14 protein-coding genes are annotated in these 15,519 nt (G+C 65.0%); 5 read left to right on the top strand and 9 right to left on the bottom strand.

What is annotated here, in order from left to right; all coding sequences use genetic code 11:
• Window positions 1-340: 340 nt before the first annotated feature.
• Both LNV23_RS21420 and LNV23_RS21415 read left to right on the top strand, forming a co-directional pair.
• Window positions 341-2,266, top strand: coding sequence for a sensor histidine kinase (locus tag LNV23_RS21420; RefSeq protein WP_263564856.1), 1,926 nt, complete (start codon window positions 341-343; stop codon window positions 2,264-2,266).
• Between the two features lie 49 nt (window positions 2,267-2,315).
• Window positions 2,316-3,662, top strand: coding sequence for a sigma-54-dependent transcriptional regulator (locus LNV23_RS21415; RefSeq protein WP_263564855.1), 1,347 nt, complete (start codon window positions 2,316-2,318; stop codon window positions 3,660-3,662).
• Between the two features lie 17 nt (window positions 3,663-3,679).
• Here LNV23_RS21415 and LNV23_RS21410 read toward each other — a convergent pair whose 3' ends face one another.
• Complete coding sequence (locus tag LNV23_RS21410; RefSeq protein ID WP_263564854.1) at window positions 3,680-4,600, bottom strand: amino acid ABC transporter substrate-binding protein; 921 nt, start codon at window positions 4,598-4,600, stop codon at window positions 3,680-3,682.
• A 91-nt stretch (window positions 4,601-4,691) separates the two neighbouring features.
• Between LNV23_RS21410 and LNV23_RS21405 the strand changes: the two genes are divergently transcribed.
• Complete coding sequence (locus LNV23_RS21405) at window positions 4,692-5,378, top strand: gamma-glutamylcyclotransferase (protein ID WP_263564853.1); 687 nt, start codon at window positions 4,692-4,694, stop codon at window positions 5,376-5,378.
• On the opposite strand, the gene LNV23_RS21400 is transcribed toward LNV23_RS21405, so the two are convergent.
• On the bottom strand, window positions 5,363-5,944 hold the full coding sequence (locus tag LNV23_RS21400) for a nucleotidyltransferase family protein (protein WP_411910612.1): 582 nt from the start codon (window positions 5,942-5,944) through the stop codon (window positions 5,363-5,365). The two genes, LNV23_RS21405 and LNV23_RS21400, sit on opposite strands and share 16 nt — an antisense overlap.
• A gap of 222 nt (window positions 5,945-6,166) precedes the next feature.
• Here LNV23_RS21400 and pdxH point away from each other — a divergent pair, with 222 nt between their 5' ends.
• Window positions 6,167-6,823, top strand: coding sequence for a pyridoxamine 5'-phosphate oxidase (gene pdxH, locus LNV23_RS21395; protein ID WP_263564851.1), 657 nt, complete (start codon window positions 6,167-6,169; stop codon window positions 6,821-6,823).
• An 18-nt stretch (window positions 6,824-6,841) separates the two neighbouring features.
• Here pdxH and LNV23_RS21390 read toward each other — a convergent pair whose 3' ends face one another.
• The 6 genes from LNV23_RS21390 to msrA all read right to left on the bottom strand — a co-directional run bounded on the left by LNV23_RS21390 (window position 6,842) and on the right by msrA (window position 12,645).
• Window positions 6,842-8,941, bottom strand: a complete 2,100-nt coding sequence (locus tag LNV23_RS21390) for a TonB-dependent receptor (protein WP_263564850.1) — start codon at window positions 8,939-8,941, stop codon at window positions 6,842-6,844.
• Between the two features lie 187 nt (window positions 8,942-9,128).
• A complete protein-coding gene (locus LNV23_RS21385) occupies window positions 9,129-9,554 on the bottom strand; it encodes a hypothetical protein (RefSeq protein WP_263564849.1) in 426 nt (141 codons plus the stop codon).
• A gap of 36 nt (window positions 9,555-9,590) precedes the next feature.
• Window positions 9,591-10,130 carry a DUF3299 domain-containing protein gene (locus LNV23_RS21380; RefSeq protein WP_263564848.1) on the bottom strand — a complete coding sequence of 180 codons (540 nt, stop codon included), beginning with the start codon at window positions 10,128-10,130 and terminating at the stop codon, window positions 9,591-9,593.
• Window positions 10,131-10,172: 42 nt separating this feature from the next.
• Window positions 10,173-11,393, bottom strand: a complete 1,221-nt coding sequence (locus tag LNV23_RS21375; protein WP_263564847.1) for an ABC transporter permease — start codon at window positions 11,391-11,393, stop codon at window positions 10,173-10,175.
• Window positions 11,390-12,067, bottom strand: coding sequence for an ABC transporter ATP-binding protein (locus LNV23_RS21370; protein ID WP_263520172.1), 678 nt, complete (start codon window positions 12,065-12,067; stop codon window positions 11,390-11,392). Before LNV23_RS21370 ends, LNV23_RS21375 begins: the two co-directional genes overlap by 4 nt.
• Before the next feature lie 26 nt (window positions 12,068-12,093).
• On the bottom strand, window positions 12,094-12,645 hold the full coding sequence (msrA, locus tag LNV23_RS21365; protein WP_263564846.1) for a peptide-methionine (S)-S-oxide reductase MsrA: 552 nt from the start codon (window positions 12,643-12,645) through the stop codon (window positions 12,094-12,096).
• Between the two features lie 120 nt (window positions 12,646-12,765).
• Between msrA and LNV23_RS21360 the strand changes: the two genes are divergently transcribed.
• Window positions 12,766-13,593 (top strand): YdcF family protein, encoded by an 828-nt coding sequence (locus tag LNV23_RS21360; protein ID WP_263564845.1) that lies wholly within the window; start codon window positions 12,766-12,768, stop codon window positions 13,591-13,593.
• 186 nt (window positions 13,594-13,779) lie between these two features.
• Here the strand turns inward: LNV23_RS21360 and LNV23_RS21355 are convergent, their stop codons facing one another.
• Window positions 13,780-15,357, bottom strand: a complete 1,578-nt coding sequence (locus LNV23_RS21355) for a UbiD family decarboxylase (RefSeq protein WP_263564844.1) — start codon at window positions 15,355-15,357, stop codon at window positions 13,780-13,782.
• Window positions 15,358-15,519 lie beyond the last annotated feature (162 nt).

Genomic DNA, 15,519 nt, shown 5'->3' with positions numbered 1-15,519 from the left:
AGCACCAGCCCGTTGATGATTTGCTGGAAAAAAGTTTCCATAGTTGTCGTCCTTTTTTTGCGTCGACTCTGGCGTCGAACTGTCATGAAGGTGTGCAAGCGACATGCCAAAAATCAAGGCTTGCGGGTATACACCGAGGGCTTCCCATGAGCGCCGGCATGCTATGGGCAGGTGCGCCAAGCGCCCTTGAGCGGAATCCCGCACAGCAACTCAAGAGACAGGGCGGAATTCCGCCCCGACCCGGTGCCAAGTCGCCCGGGCCACTGTGGCGCCGCGACTGATGACCGCGCGACAGCGCTGCACACATTGGGCACACTACGCAGCCCTGCCCATTCGCCTCATGAGTTCAAGCCCCCTTCCCCGCCTCTGGCGCCTGCCGCAATGGCGCCTGCAAACCCTCCTGCTGGCCCTGGCTGCCCTGACCCTGGTCATGCTCTGTGCGGCGCTGGGGCAGCGCCTGAGCGAGCGCGCGGGTATGGCCCAACTGGCCGCGGTGGCCAATGAACGCCTGGAGCTCTACGCAGCCAGCCTGGAGGCGGAACTGGCTCGCCACGCCTACCTGCCAGGCTTGCTCGGTGTCGACACCGACGTCCAGCGCTTGCTGGCAGAGCCCGCCAGCGAGGCCCTGCGCGCCCAGACTCGGCTCAAGCTGGCCAGCGTACGCGTTCGCTCCGGCCTAAGCCTGGCTTTCATCAGTGACGCGCAAGGCCGGGTGCTGGCCTCCAGCAACAACTACGGCCCACTGAACCGGGCCGATACGGAGCCCGACGCCGAAGCGCGCCGTCTGGCCGATCGCCTGGGTGAGCGTCTGCTCAGTGGGCCGGGGCAGTTCTTCGCAGCGCACGAGGACAAGGGCAGCAGCGACTATTTTTTGGTTCAACCTTTGAAGCGCGCCGGGCAACGCTGGGGGCAGATCGTGCTCAAGCTCAATCTGGCGCCCCTGGAAGCGATCTGGGTGGACCAGGGCCTGCGCTCGCTGGGCGAGAAGCTGCTGGTTGTCGATGGCCAGGGGGTGGTCATCATGTCCTCGGTGCCAGCCTGGAAGTACCACCTGCTCGGTCCCAGCACGGTCGAGCAGCGCGCGGCACTGCGCAGCAGCGGCCATTACGCCGGCACACTCGAGGCCTCGCTGGGGCTGGACATGGACACCTTGAGCCAGCAGCAGAATGCCCTGGTTTCCCTGCCATCGTGGGACCCGGCCACGCCCGAGCGGCGCCACCGCCTGCTGGCCCAGGAACTTGCCGTGGTGCCGCTGGGCCTGCGCCTGGTGACCCTGTCCGACCCCGCCGAAGTGTGGCGTCAGGCTCGATTTGTTGGCTGGGGCGGCGCAGCGCTCGGTGCGGCCCTGAGCCTGCTGGTGCTTTACCTGATGGCGCGCCGGCGCGCCCATGCCGAACTCGAGCATCAGGTCAGCGAGCGCACGGCCGAGCTGCAGCTCAGCAACGCCGAACTCAAACGCCAGATCGCACAGCGCCTGCAGGCCGAGGACGAGCTGATGCAGGCGGCAAAGCTGGCCGTGCTGGGGCAGATGTCGGCCGGCATTTCGCACGAAATCAACCAGCCCCTGACCGCGCTGCGCGCACTCTCGCGCAACAGCCTGCTGCTGCTCGACAAAGGCCGCTACAGCACCGTGGGCGAGAACCTCGGTGCCATCGACGCCATGGTCGAGCGCATGAGCCAGATCACCCGCCAGCTCAAGACCTTTGCCCGCAAGGCGCAGAGCGCGAGTGCGCCGGTTTCTCTGGCCGCGGCCGTGGCAGGCGCGCGCGTGCTGCTGGGCCACCGCATCGAGGCCGAGCAGGTGCAAATGGAGCTGGTCATCGCGCCCGAGCTGCGCGTCAACTGCGAGGCCAACCGACTGGAGCAGGTGCTGATCAATCTGATGGCCAATGCCCTGGACGCCATGGCTGAACTGCCGCTCGCCGAGGACGGCAGCCCGCGGCCGCGCCATCTGCGCCTGAGCACCGCCCCGTTTGAAGACGAGAGCAAGAGCCCGGGTGGCCGCCCCGCCCGCATCTGGGTGCGCGTCTGCGACAGCGGCGCCGGCATGGAGCCCGAACAAATGGCGCGCTTGTTCGAACCCTTTTTCACCACCAAGCCACCCGGCCAAGGCCTGGGTCTGGGCCTGGTGATCTCAGCCAAGATCGTGCACGAGTTTGGTGGCACGCTGCGCGCGCGGCCGGCCGGCCGCGGCGATGATGTGGGCAGCCTGCCCGGCATGTGTTTCGAGTTCGACCTCGAGCTGGCGCCGGCCGACTACCGCTGACGCAGCCCCCGCCTGCCCCACCCGATTCAATCAAGAAAGAAGCTCATCCATGTTTGAGGGATTCAAAGTCCTCTTTGTCGAAGACGATCCGCCGGTGCGGGCCAGCCTGAGCCAGACCCTGGAGCTGGAAGGCCTGGAGGTGCAGGCCTGCGCCAGCGCTGAAGAAGCCCTGCCCCATATCCAGGCCGGGGCGCAACTGATCGTGGTCACCGATGTGCGCCTACCCGGCATGGATGGCCTGGGACTGCTCGACCATGTCATGGCCACCGACCCCGAGATCCCCGTCGTGCTGGTCACCGCCCACGGCGATGTGGCCATGGCCGTACGGGCCATGCGTACCGGCGCCTACGACTTCATCGAAAAGCCCTTCGCACCCGAGCGCTTCCTCGACGCCGTGCGCCGTGCCTTGGACAAGCGCGTGCTGCGCGTGGCGGTGGACGAGCTGCGCGGACAGCTCCAGCGGCGCAGTGGCATGGAGGCGGTGCTGCTGGGCAACTCGGCCGCCATGCAGCAGGTGCGGCGCCAGGTGCTGAACCTGGCCGACACCTCGGCCGACGTGATGATTCTGGGCGAGACCGGCACCGGCAAGGAGCTGGTGGCGCGCTGCCTGCACGACGAGAGCCGGCGCCGTGACCGCAATTTCGTCGCCATCAACTGCGGCGGCCTGCCCGAGGCCTTGTTCGAGAGCGAGCTGTTCGGCCATGAGCCGGGCGCCTTCACCTCCTCGTCCAAGCGCCGCATCGGCAAGATCGAGCATGCCAACGGCGGCACCTTGCTGCTGGACGAGATCGAGACCATGCCCATGCTGCTGCAGATCAAGCTGCTGCGCGTGCTGCAAGAGCGCCGGGTCGAGCGCCTCGGCTCGAACGAAGAGCTGCCCATCAATGTGCGCGTGATCGCCGCCACCAAGGCCGATCTGCGCGCCCTCAGCGAGCAACAGCAGTTTCGCGGTGACCTCTATTACCGGCTCAATGTCGCCACGCTCTCACTGCCGCCGCTGCGCGAGCGGCGCGAGGACATCCCGCTGCTGTTCCAGCATTTCGTCGGCCTCGCCTGTGCACGCTACGAGCGCAGTGCGCCCGAGCTGAGCCCGCAGCGCCTGCGCGAGCTGATGGCCCATGACTGGCCCGGCAATGTGCGCGAGGTGCGCAATGCCGCCGACCGCTTCGTGCTGGACATCGGAGGTTTTGAAGGCACGAACGCCCCTGCGCCCGAGCCCCAAGCCACCCTGGCCCAGCAAATGGATCAGGTGGAAAAAGCGCTGATCGAGCAGGCACTGCAGCGCTGCCAGGGCAAGGTGCCGGCGGCCATGGAGCTGCTGGGCACGGCCAAGAAAACGCTCTACGACAAGCTGCACCGCCACGGCATCGACCTGGAGCGCTTCCGCTCCAACTGAAACCCTGACCGTCAATTTCAGCGGTACTGAGCCGGATCGGGCGAATCGCTGGGCTGCTCAGTCAAACGCAGAAAAGCCGGGCTCATGGGCAGACGCAGATTGAGCCCCGAGCCGGGCAAGGGGCTCTCGAACCAGCGCTGGTAGATGGTGCGAATCTCACCGCTGCGGAACAAGGCCCGCAAGGCCTCGTCGACCAGCTGCTTGAAACCCGGGTCGCCTTGCGCCAAGCCTAGCGCATAGGGCTCGATCGAGAACGAGGCCTCGGAGATCAGATAGTCCTGCGGCCGGCCGCTGCCGGCCAACCACGTGCGCAGCAGCACATCGTCCATGGCATAGGCGACGGCGCGGCCGGTTTGCAGCAGACGAAACGCGTCCTTGTCATCCTGTCCGACCAGGATCTTCATGTCCAGCTCGCGCGTCTGATTGATCTGGTGCAGAAACTGGATGCTGGTGGTGGCGATGGTGGATGCCACCGGCAGGCCGCGCAGCTCATCCAGGCTGCGGATCGGCCGCTGGCGCTTGGACAGCAGGCGGGTCTCGGCCACAAAAGTGGTCAGTGAAAAAGCCTGGATGCGCTGACGCTCTGCCGTGTGGGTGGTGATGCCGCATTCCAAATCGACCGAACCATTGGCCACCATGGGCATGCGTGTGGCCGAGCTGACGCTGACCATCTTGGCCTCCAACTCAGGCAACTGCAGACGGGAACGCACGGCTTGCACCACACGCTCGCACAGCTCGATGGAGTAGCCCACGGGCTTGAGATCGGCATCGAGGTAGGAAAAAGGCGCCGAAGCGACGCGGTAGCCCAGCACGATCACGCCGGTGTCGCGGATCTTGCGCAGCGTGGGCGAACTCAGGGGCTCGGCCGCCCGCGCAGTCAGCAGCGACAGGCCCATCAGTAGGAACAGAGCGAGAGACCGGAAACGGGTGTTGAACATGAGACGGGGTCGTTACAGACGCGGCATGAGGCTGCGGCGATTGTCACAGCAGCCGCGCGTGGCCAGAGGCTGTGGCAGGATGAGCGCCCTGATGAACCCTCACTCGCCTTCCACCGACTCCACCTCCAGCGACGCGGCTTGGCGCGAAGTCTTGCCCCTGGAGCAGGCTCTGGCCGCCCTGCCACCCCACAGCCAAGACTTGCTGCAGCAGGCGCGCGCGGCTTGGTGCCGCGAACAAGGCCTGCTGCTCTTCGCCTACGGCTCACTGATCTGGCGCCCGGGCTTTGAAGCGGCCGAGCAGTGGCCGGCGCGGGTTCAGGGCTACCACCGGGCGATGCGCCTGCGGAGCCTGTCCAACCGGGGCAATCGCGAACAACCCGGCCTGGTGCTGACCCTGCTGCCCGGCGGCAGCTGCCGCGGCCTGGTCTACCGTGTGGCGCCCGAGCACAGCGCGCGGGTCCTGGACGAGCTCTGGGTGCGCGAAATGGTGGTGGGCTCTTACACGCCGCGCTGGCTGAATTGCCACACAGTGGGCGGCCCCAGTTTGGCGCTGAGTTTCACGCTCAAGAAAAACAGCCCAGCCCGGGTCGGTCCGCTAGACGATGCCGCCTTGCTGCACATCCTGCGCCATGCCCGCGGCCGCTACGGCAGCACCCTGGACTATTTGCAACGCTGCGTGCTGGGCCTGCGCGAGCATGGCATCCATGACGCCGAACTTGAGCGGCAGCTGCGCCTGGCTGAGACCCAGGGCCTGTGTGTCCCTCAGCCGCCCGCCTGAGCCTTGATCCGCTGCAGGTCTTCCACGGTGTCGACATCGACCAGCACGCCCGGGTCATCCACCTCGACCGCCTGTGAGGGGTAGCGCGCCACGATGCGCCGCGCGCCCTCATCGCCATGCAAATCCACCAGCTCCGAGAACAGCTCGGCGCTGAAACCCACAGGGTGACCCTGGCGACCGCGGTGCTGGGCATAGGCCACCGGGTAGGCCTCCAAGGCCTGGGCCACGGCCAACATGGTCTCGGGTTTCATCAGCGGCATGTCAGCCGGCACGATCAACCAGCCATCCGCATCGCCGCTGGCGCTTACGCCCGCGGCGATGGAGTGCCCCATGCCCACAGGGCTCGCGCGCCCCTGGCTGTCGAGTTCAGGCAGCACAACCACATCCCGAGCGGCCACCAGGTCCTGCAAACTGGGAGCCAGGGCTGCCGTCGTGACCACCACCACGCGAAGGCGGGTGGCCAAGGCATGCGCCACGGTCCGGGCCAGCACGGTGTCAGCCAAGGCGTCAGAGCTGCCGGCGCCCAGGCGCTGCACCAGCTTGTGCCCGAGGCCGGTAAATCTCATGCCGCGGCCTGCCGCAAGCACGACGACAGCCGGTCGCCGATGTGTCATCAGATCAAATCCTTCAAAAAGCCCCTCGGCCCGGCCGCTGCCCGATCGAATCGTCAAGCTGCACCGGGTTAGAGCATGCCGCGGCGGGCGCGCTGCGCGCAATGGGGCCATCACTTAAGGTGTTCTACCGTCAGAACAACTACCAGCAAGAGGCCTTGGGCCGATACTCTCGTCATGAACAGCAGCAACAACAGCAAGCCTTTGGCCGACCTTCGCAAGAGCTATGAGCAAGGCGAACTTGACGAAGCCATGGCCGCCAATGAACCCCTGAGCCAGTTCAAGCAATGGCTGGAACATGCCCTGGCCAGCGAAGTGCCCGAACCCAATGCCATGACTGTGGCCACGGTGGGTGCCGACGGCCGCCCCTCGACTCGCATCGTGCTCATCAAGAGCTATGACGACCGCGGCATCGTGTGGTTCACCAACTACGAAAGCCGCAAGGGTCAGGAGCTGACCGCGCATCCCTTTGCCGCCCTGCAGTTCCACTGGGTCGAACTCGAGCGGGTGGTGCGAATCGAAGGCCGGGTCGAGAAGGTCAGCGCGCAGGAATCGGATGCGTATTTCCATTCCCGCCCGCTGGACTCCCGCCTGGGCGCTTGGGCTTCGCCACAAAGTCAGGTCATCAGCTCGCGCGGCGTCTTGGTCGCCAATGCGGCCAAGGCGGCCGTGCAACATGGCCTGAACCCCGATCGTCCTCCGCACTGGGGCGGCTATCGCTTGCTGCCCGAGCGCTGGGAGTTCTGGCAGGGTCGCAAGTCCCGCCTGCATGACCGACTGAGTTACCGCCTGCAGGCTGACGGGCAATGGCTCAAGGAGCGCTTGGCTCCCTGAAGCCACGGGGGCTGGCCGTTAGAAGCGCAGTTGCAAGCCCGTATGCAGACTCCGGCCAGGCAAGGGGCTGAGCTCGCGAATGGTGGCCACTGAGCTCGCGCTGTAGGCCAACTGATTGCCCACATTGTCGAGCTTGAGATACCAGAGCGCTTCGTTGCTGCCGATGCGCAGCTGGCGCGACAGGCTCAGTTTCAGCAAGCCGTAGCCCGCCGTCGCATGATCCAGGGCCGGCACCCGGTCTTGCCGTGCGCTCAGGCGCCACTCGACTCGAACCGTCCACGGGCCTTGCTGGGCATCCAGCGCAAGACTGGCGCGCAGCGGCGCCAGACGCGGCAAGGGCTCACCGGTCTGACGGTTGCTGCCGCGCACACCATCCAAGGTGGCCGTGACAGCAAGCTGCGTGCCCGGCAGCAACTGGGCCGGCAAATGCCAGTGCCCCTCCAACTCAAAGCCGGTCAGCAATGCTGGTACGGCCTTGAAGGCATAGATCGGGAAGGTCTCGCCGGCGTCCTCGAACTGCTCGCCGGTGGCGTCGAGCGCGATATAGCTGGCGAACCGGGTGCGGAACAGGTTCAAGCGCACGAAGTTCTCAGCCTGCTTCCATTCCAGACCCAGGTCCACGCCCTTGGCTCGCTCCAGGCCCAGGCTGGCATCACCGCGCTCATACGCCCCGCTGGCCACATGCACGCCCTGCGCATGCAGCTCGTAGAACATGGGGGCACGCTGGCTGCTGTTGACCTGGGCATTCAGGCTGAAGGCTTCGCTCAGGCGATAGCTGCCACTCAAAGTCAGGCTGCGCGGCTTGAAGCGCAGGCTGCTGGCGGCGCCAAAGCGAGGCTCTTCAGCGTCCAGCGCATCGCCGGCCGAGTTGACTCGCACGGATTCGGCTCGCGCGCCCGCTTCCAGCGTCAAGGCACCGGCGCTGTACTGCTCCAAAAGAAAAACCGCACTGCTGCGTGTTTGCGAGCTGGGCACCAAGGCCTCGGCACCAATTGCGGAGAAATCGCTGCGCTCCATCTGCAGGCCCAGCATGCCTTTGACGGCGCCGCTCGCACCCAGCGGCGTATGCTCAAGCTCCAGGCGCAGATCCTTGCCGCGGTTCTTGAACACGGTGCCAATCTCACCCGAGCCCTCCACCTCCTGGTGCTGGTAGCGGCTGCTGCTGGCATTCCAGCTCACGCGGCGCAGCAGATCGGCAGCGCCGCTGCCGGCGGCGAAACGCCATTCGCCCGCCGTGGCCACGCGCTGCCGCTGCATCTGGATCTGCACATCGGGCTCGACGGTCACGCCGTAGTCGTTGCGATAGTCCTCCAGCGACAGGCCGGCATAGCCTTCGGCAAAGATGTAGGAGCCGCCCAGCGCACCGCCGTGGCTGCGTGCCGCGGAGTTGCGGACCTCGGTGGCACTTTCACCCTCGGCCGTGAAGCGCGGCGCCGATTGGTTGGACGCACGCCGGCCGGCCAGATCGGCATGCCAGGCCCAGCCTTGGCTGCCCGAGCCGACACCGCCGTCCAACACCACGGCGCCGTTGCGCTCTTGCGCGGGCCCGCCGAAGCGGACTTCCGCCGCGCCGCTCAAGCCCGGCTGCACCGCCTTGGGAATGCGGTTGTCCAGGGTGTTGACCACGCCGCCGATGGCATTGCCACCGTACAGCAAAGCGGCTGCACCGCGCAGCACCTCGACCCGATCGATGACCAGCGGGTCGGTCGGCACAGCATGGTCAAAACTCAGACTGGAGGCGTCGACCGAAGCGCCGGAGTTGCTCAACATGCGCACCCGATCACCATCCAGGCCGCGAATGGTGGGGCGGTTGCTATTGGGGCCAAAGTAGCTGGCCGATACACCGGGCAGGCCATCGAGGGTCTCTCCCAGAGAAGAGGCACGGCGCAGGCTCAGCTCATCGCCGCTGAGGGCACTGTTGGCCTGCGTCAGCTGCTGGCTGCGCAAGGGGTTGCCGGTCAATTGAACTCGACTCAGATGCTCGGTGCTGGTGGCACTCACAGCGGCGACCGGGGCGACATCGGCTGGACTTTGGGTTTGCGCCTGAGCCGCGAGACTCATGCAAAACAGGCTGGCGCCCAATGCCAGGGGTTGGCGGGCGAAAAATGGGGTGCTCATGGCAGACACTCTCTGGCGGTCGGGCGCGGCAAGGGGAACTCAACATCCGAGCCGGCGCGACGAAATGGGGATGCGCCCGGGCTTCATCTGCTCACACAAGGCAGGGCCACAGGCGTTGGCGCCGACATGCCGCAGCAGCCCAGAGGATGCTGCGCACGAATGGCGCCTTACGGACAATCCAAAGGAATCAAACCCGCTGAGGGGGGCCGCGGGCAGCGCGCTTCCAGCGTGCCGCCAGATACAGCAAGGCCACCAAGCCGGCACTGGGAACGGCCTGGGGCAGGTCCGGCAGCAGAGACACGGGCTGCGTCAGCGGCGCGTGGTCGTGGCTGAGCTGGTCGAGCAGCAGGCAAACCAGCTCGCCGCGCTGATGGCCCCAGCCATCGGCAGACACCAGGGTCCCGACCTTGGCCTCTGCAGATGCAAGCACCGGCGCCAAAGACGACAAGGGCACCAGAGCACGCGCAAAACCCGCGCCATGCAAGATCCGGTGCGACTGCCCCAGCCCCTGGAAAGCCAGCATCAGGGCCAGCAACGCCCACACCCGCCACGCCGCGGCATGACGATGCAGCGCCACGGCTCTGCTACGTGAGGATGGGGGACGCGGGCTCATGGCTTCAAATCAGGCGTGACAGCATGCAATATGCATTCAAGGGGCCGCCAGGCCCTGGCCGCCGTTGATGCGGTAGTAGAGCCCGTAAGGATCATCACTCAAGACCGCCAGCACACCCTCGACCAGCACCGGTTCGAGCGAGTAGCGAACCGGTTGCTGCGTGAACACCTCGACAAGTCCTTCGGCACCGGCCGGCACACAAAAGGAGCAGGACGTGGGCACCGAGGAGAGCAGGAAGTGCCTTTGCTTGTCCCCCGGCTCCAGCGGCATCATGAAACCCTGGACCTTGACCTTCTTCTGATTCAGGGCCTGCACGGCCGCAGGGAATGTGGGCAGCAGCCGATTTTTCTCGGTCCGGGTCGTCACGGCAGCAAGCAAACTCCAGGACAGCACGCCTTCACGCTCCTGTAGCGGCTTGAAGGGGCTGCGCGGGTCGTGGTAGCCGGGGCCTTGGCCGATCGAGGGAGCTTGCGCCTGGGCAAGACCCGGCAACAGGGCCATCAAGCCCATGACGAGCAGGCCGCGACGGGTTTCAGCGAAACGAGCGATGAGGTTCAAGGCGGGTCGACTATTCATGACGTGGCGGATCGAGTGCGGCATTGTGCCTGCTACGGCCGTTCAGCGCGGCGCCTGCAACAAGTCGCTGACATCGAGCCGGTAGGCTCGCCAGGCCGGCCAAGCGGAAGCCAGCAGCGCCAGACTGGCCGCCAACAGGGGCAAGCTGAGCTCCCAGAGGGAGAACCATGAGCCGGTCAGATGCAGGCTTTGACGGTCGGCCAAGAGCTGACCCAGGATTGCACACAAGCCATGGCCCAGCGTCAGGCCGATCACACAGGCCAGTGACGCCAGGATGGCCGCCTCCAGCCCGACCAAGGCAGCCACCCGCCACGGTGGCGCACCCAGCATGCGCATCATGGCCAGATCGGCTTGCCGCGCCCGCACCGCATTGAGCAAAGCCACCCAGACCGACAGCCCTGCGGCCAGCAACAGCACCACGGCGAATCCGCGCAAGACGTCGGTGCCGGTGCCGACCAGGCGAAGCAAACGGGCCGTCTCCAGCGCCGGCGCTGCCGCCTGCAGGCCCGCTTGCGCGTTGACCCAGCGCGGCAGGCTGATGGCGGCCAGCGGGCTGCGGTAGCTCAGCAAGATCAGGGTGATCTCGCGGCGCTCCATTTCTTCAGTTTCTTCCTCAAGCGCGGTGTTTGCAGTGCTGCCATGGTGAGCTTCATGGAGCTGCCAGACCGAGGCCAGATCGGTCAGCACCAGGCGGTCGATCACGGTGCCGGTCGGCTTGAGTATGCCGGTCACCGTGTAGGCTTCGCCCTCATGGGCATCGCCCTGCTCGCCCAGGCCGTGACTGCCGGCAAACTGCACGCCCAATGCCAAACCGGTGCGCTGTGCCACTTCGGCCCCCAGCACGGCCTGCAAGGGCGCGCGCCAAAGCTGCCCTTGGGCCAGGCTGGCACCGTACAGCTCCAGGTAGCTGGCCTCGGTGCCGACAATGCGAAAGCCGCGCAGGCTGTCGCCCAGCGACAGCGGGACGGCTCGCGCCACCAGGGGCTGGGCACGCAAAGTCTCCAAGGTCGACAGCGGAATGTTGCCGGTGGGCACATCAAGGTGGAACACACCGGACAACATGATCTGCATCGGGCTGCCCTTGGCGCCGACAACCAGGTCGATGCCCGCCAGATCGCGTCGCACTCCAGCCTCGATCTGCTCGCTGACCAGGAGCACAAAGCTGATGGCCGCCAGGCCCAGGCTCAAGAGCAGCAGGTTCAACGAGGCCGTCAAAGGTTGGGCCCAGAGGTAACGCCAGGCCAAGCGGATCAAGGCGCTCACGCCACAGCCTCCGAAGCAGTGCTGGCGCTCAAGTCAAGTACGCGCCAATCAAGCCTGCCCTGTAAGGGCTGGACCAGCCGGCTGTCATGTGTGGCCAGGATCAGGGTGATCCCCTGCTCCGCAGCAGTGTCCAACAGCAAATCCAGCACCTGGCGGGCATGGCGATCGTCCAGACTGGCACTCGGCTCATCGGCCAGCAACAGTGCAGGCTGGCGCATCAGGGCCCTGGCCAAGGCCACACGCTGCGCCTGGCCGACGCTCAGCTGATGCGGCAGTCGCTGCCCCAGATCAGCCAAACCCAAATGCTGCAGCAAGGCCTGAGCCCGTTCTGGCCGAGGCGGCAGGCCGGCACTGATGAACGGCAGAGCCAGGTTGTCAAGAACGTTCAGACTGGCACTCAGGTGCAGGCGTTGCGGCACAAATCCGAGCTGGGCCCCGCGCCAAGCATCGCGTTGCCGCGCGCTCAGGCTGCCCAAGTCGCTGCCGGCCATGTCGATCCGTCCCTCGGTGGGCGTCAGCAAACCAGCCATCAAGGCCAGCAAGGTGGACTTGCCGCTGCCCGATGGCCCGCGCAAGAGCAGGTGTTGGCCGGCGGCCATGGAGAAATCGGGGAAAGACAAGAGGCCACTACCACCGGCATAGCGGTAACTCAGCCCTGACCATTGGATGCTCATCAAGGCGACTTCCGGAGGCGACCGATTCAGACCGCAGAGCGCAGGAGGCGCGTAAAGGTCTTGCGGAATTTCTCCACTTTGCCTGCCACGACGAAGGCGCAATAGCCTTGATCCGGGTTGCGGGCGTAGTAATGCTGGTGATAGGCCTCAGCTGGCCAGTAGTTCTGTTCGGGCAGCAACTCTGTCACCAGCCGGCCAGCATGCGCCGCTTGCGCTTCGTCCCAGACCAAGCGGGCTTCAGTGGCCTGCTCAGGCGAATGCACATAAATGCCCGATCGGTATTGAGTGCCGACATCAGCGCCCTGACGATTCAAGGAGGTCGGGTCATGAATGACAAAGAACACCTCCAACAGCTCTCGCAGGCTGACCACGTTCGGGTCGAAATCGAGCCGCACCACCTCGGCATGGCCGGTCTGGCCGGAGCAGACCTGCTCGTAGCTGGGATTTTGAACCAAGCCGTTGCAATAGCCAGATTGCACTGCATGTACGCCCCTGACCTGCTCAAACACCGCTTCGGTGCACCAGAAACAACCACCGCCGAGGGTGATTCGCTGCAAAGAGGTGTCTAGGCTGTTCATGCGGTGGGCTGACCTGTTCTTTAAGAGACGGCGCGAGCATAGCCGAGGGCAGATTTCCGCACGCCGGCAGGGGTGCTCGTCGCCACCGGCGATGATGCGAGACCCGAAGTGACACAAACCATGCCCGTGGACCTGAATCCGCTGACCCAGTTTTTCAAGCCCTTCACCCTGACTCTAGTCCAGCCGCCTCTGGTCTTCATGCTCCTGGCCGTGGGCGCCGGATTTCGCCTGCAACGGGGCCACAAACGCTTCGGCTGGCTTCTTCTCGGCATGTCCGCGGCAGGCATCTGGCTCAGTGGATGCGAGGGTTTTGGGCTGTACTTGGGCCGCGCGTGGCTGAACACGCCGCCCGCGCTGGAGCGAGCGGATACCGAGAGGCTGCGTGACCTGCATGCCAAGCAAGGTGGGGTGGCCGTGCTGGTCCTGGGTGGTGGCGCGCGCCAGTTGGCCCCGGAATATCAAGGCTCCAGCCTCAATGAATACAGCTTGCCACGCCTACGCCTGGGCATATGGCTGGCGCGACAGATCGGGGCGCCGCTGGGCTTCTCGGGTGGCGTGGGTTGGCAAGCGCGCGATCAGATCAGCAGTGAAGGCGAGATCGCCCGGCGTATCGCTGCCGAAGAGTTCCGCCATCCCCTGAGCTGGGTCGAGGATCAATCACGGGACACCAGAGAAAACGCCCGTTTCAGCGTGACGCTGCTGCGGCAGCGCCAGGTCCGGACCTTGGTGCTGGTCACCCATGAGCAGCATATGCCGCGCTCTCTTCGTGCCTTCCGGGATGCCTTGGCAGACAGTGGTTCTGCAAGTGACATCACGCTCATCCCTGCACCAGCGGGCCTAAGACCGACGGAGGGCTCGCGTATGAGCGCATGGCTGCCCAGCAGCGAGGGCTATGGACGCGTGCGCTACGTGGTCTACGAGTCCATCGCGCTGGCAGGCGCTCATTGAGTCGCGCGAAAAAATTATCCCCAAAGCAGAAACCCCCTCCGAGCCTGGGCTAGGAGGGGGTGTGGTGGCTGACGCCACCGATGGGGCTCTCAGGGGATGTGCCCGAGGGCTCCTGGCGCGCAATGATTGCGCCAGAGGTTGTGCCTGAGACAGGCTTCCTAACAGTAGGTGATCCCTGCTTCGTTTTCAAACCCTGGACAAACTCGAGGGCACCGCGGTAAACAGCGCCTCGAAGAGCCGATCAGCGCGCGCCTGAACGTCGGCGCTCATGACAATGCCTCGGCCCCATTCCCGGCTGGTTTCGCCGGGCCACTTGTTGGTGGCATCCAAGCCCATCTTGCCGCCGAGACCGCTGACCGGGGAAGCGAAATCCAGGTAATCGATCGGCGTGCTGTCGACCAAGGTCGTATCCCGGACCGGGTCCATGCGCGTGGTAATGGCCCAGACCACTTCCTTCCAATCACGAACATTGATGTCCTCGTCCACCACCACAATGAACTTGGTGTACATGAACTGGCGCAGAAAGCTCCAGAGCCCAAACATCAGACGCTTGGCATGCCCCGGGTAGGCTTTCTTGATGGAGATCACTGCCATTCGGTAGCTGCAGCCTTCGGGCGGCAAATAGAAGTCAACGATCTCCGTGAACTGCTTCTGCAGGATAGGCACGAACACTTCATTGAGCGCTACGCCCAATATGGCCGGCTCATCCGGAGGCTTGCCGGTGTAGGTGGAGTGATAAATCGGCTGCTCGCGCCGCGTCAGCCGCGTGACTTCGAAGACCGGGAACCAATCTTGCTCGTTGTAGTAGCCAGTGTGATCGCCATAGGGTCCTTCCAGCGCATAGAGATAACCGCCCTTTTCTTTCAAGGCAATGCCGTCTTCACTGATCCCCTTGAAGCCGGGGGCAGCCACTGGAATGCAGCCCTCAAGCACGATTTCAGCACTGGCCGGGACCTGCAGCATGCGGCCACCCTCGCCCACGCCACTGTCGACAAGTTCGGTTCGCGAGCCGCGCAGCAGGCCGGCAAACTGGTACTCCGACAGGCTGTCAGGTACCGGCGTGACGGCGCCCAGGATGGTGGCCGGATCGGCGCCCAGCGCCACAGCAATTGGGAATGCTTGGCCCGGATTCGCCAATGCAAACTCGCGGAAATCCAATGCGCCGCCGCGATGGGCCAGCCACCGCATGATGAGTTGCTTGCGCCCGATCAATTGCTGGCGATAGATGCCCAGGTTCTGACGCGTGCGCGGCTTGGGCACCGATTGAGGACCCCGCGTGATGACCAAGCCCCAAGTGATCAGGGGGCCAATGTCACCCGGCCAGCAGGTCTGAATGGGAATGTCCTTCAAATTGATCTCGGCACCTTGTAACACCAGCTCTTGGCAGGCCGCACGGCGCACGGTCTGAGGCTTCATGTCCCAGACCGACTTCATCATCTGCAGGAGCCGGCCCACGTCCTTCACGCCCTTGGGTGGTTCTGGCTCTTTCAAATTGGCCAAGACGTGACCGACCTGGCGCAGGTCCTCCAAACTCTCAGCCCCCATGCCGAGCGCGACGCGTCGCGGCGTGCCGAACAGATTGCTCAACACCGGCATGCGGTGCCCCGTCGGATTTGCAAACAGCAAAGCAGGCCCTTCGGCTCGCAACACACGGTCGCTGAGAGCGGTCATCTCCAAAACAGGAGACACCGATTGCTCAACCCTTTTGAGCTCACCTATGGCCTCCAAACCGCCAATAAAGTCGCGCAGGTCACGGTACTTCATAACATCCAGTAATATAAAAACAGGTCTATAAGCTTGACGGGTTATTTTTGACCCTTAAAATCCGCCTGCCTTGAGTTTTCAGGGTTAACCCGTGTCTTCGCCTTTGGGAGGGTGGAGGCGCCCCGCTGCCGATGGACGTCGGCCCGGGGGAAGTGGACGCAG

This window comes from Kinneretia sp. DJ1R-11 (assembly GCF_025717595.1).
Lineage (GTDB): Bacteria > Pseudomonadota > Gammaproteobacteria > Burkholderiales > Burkholderiaceae_C > Paucibacter_A.
Note: the sequence above shows the minus strand (reverse complement) of the source record. Positions and strands in the feature narration are given on the sequence as shown.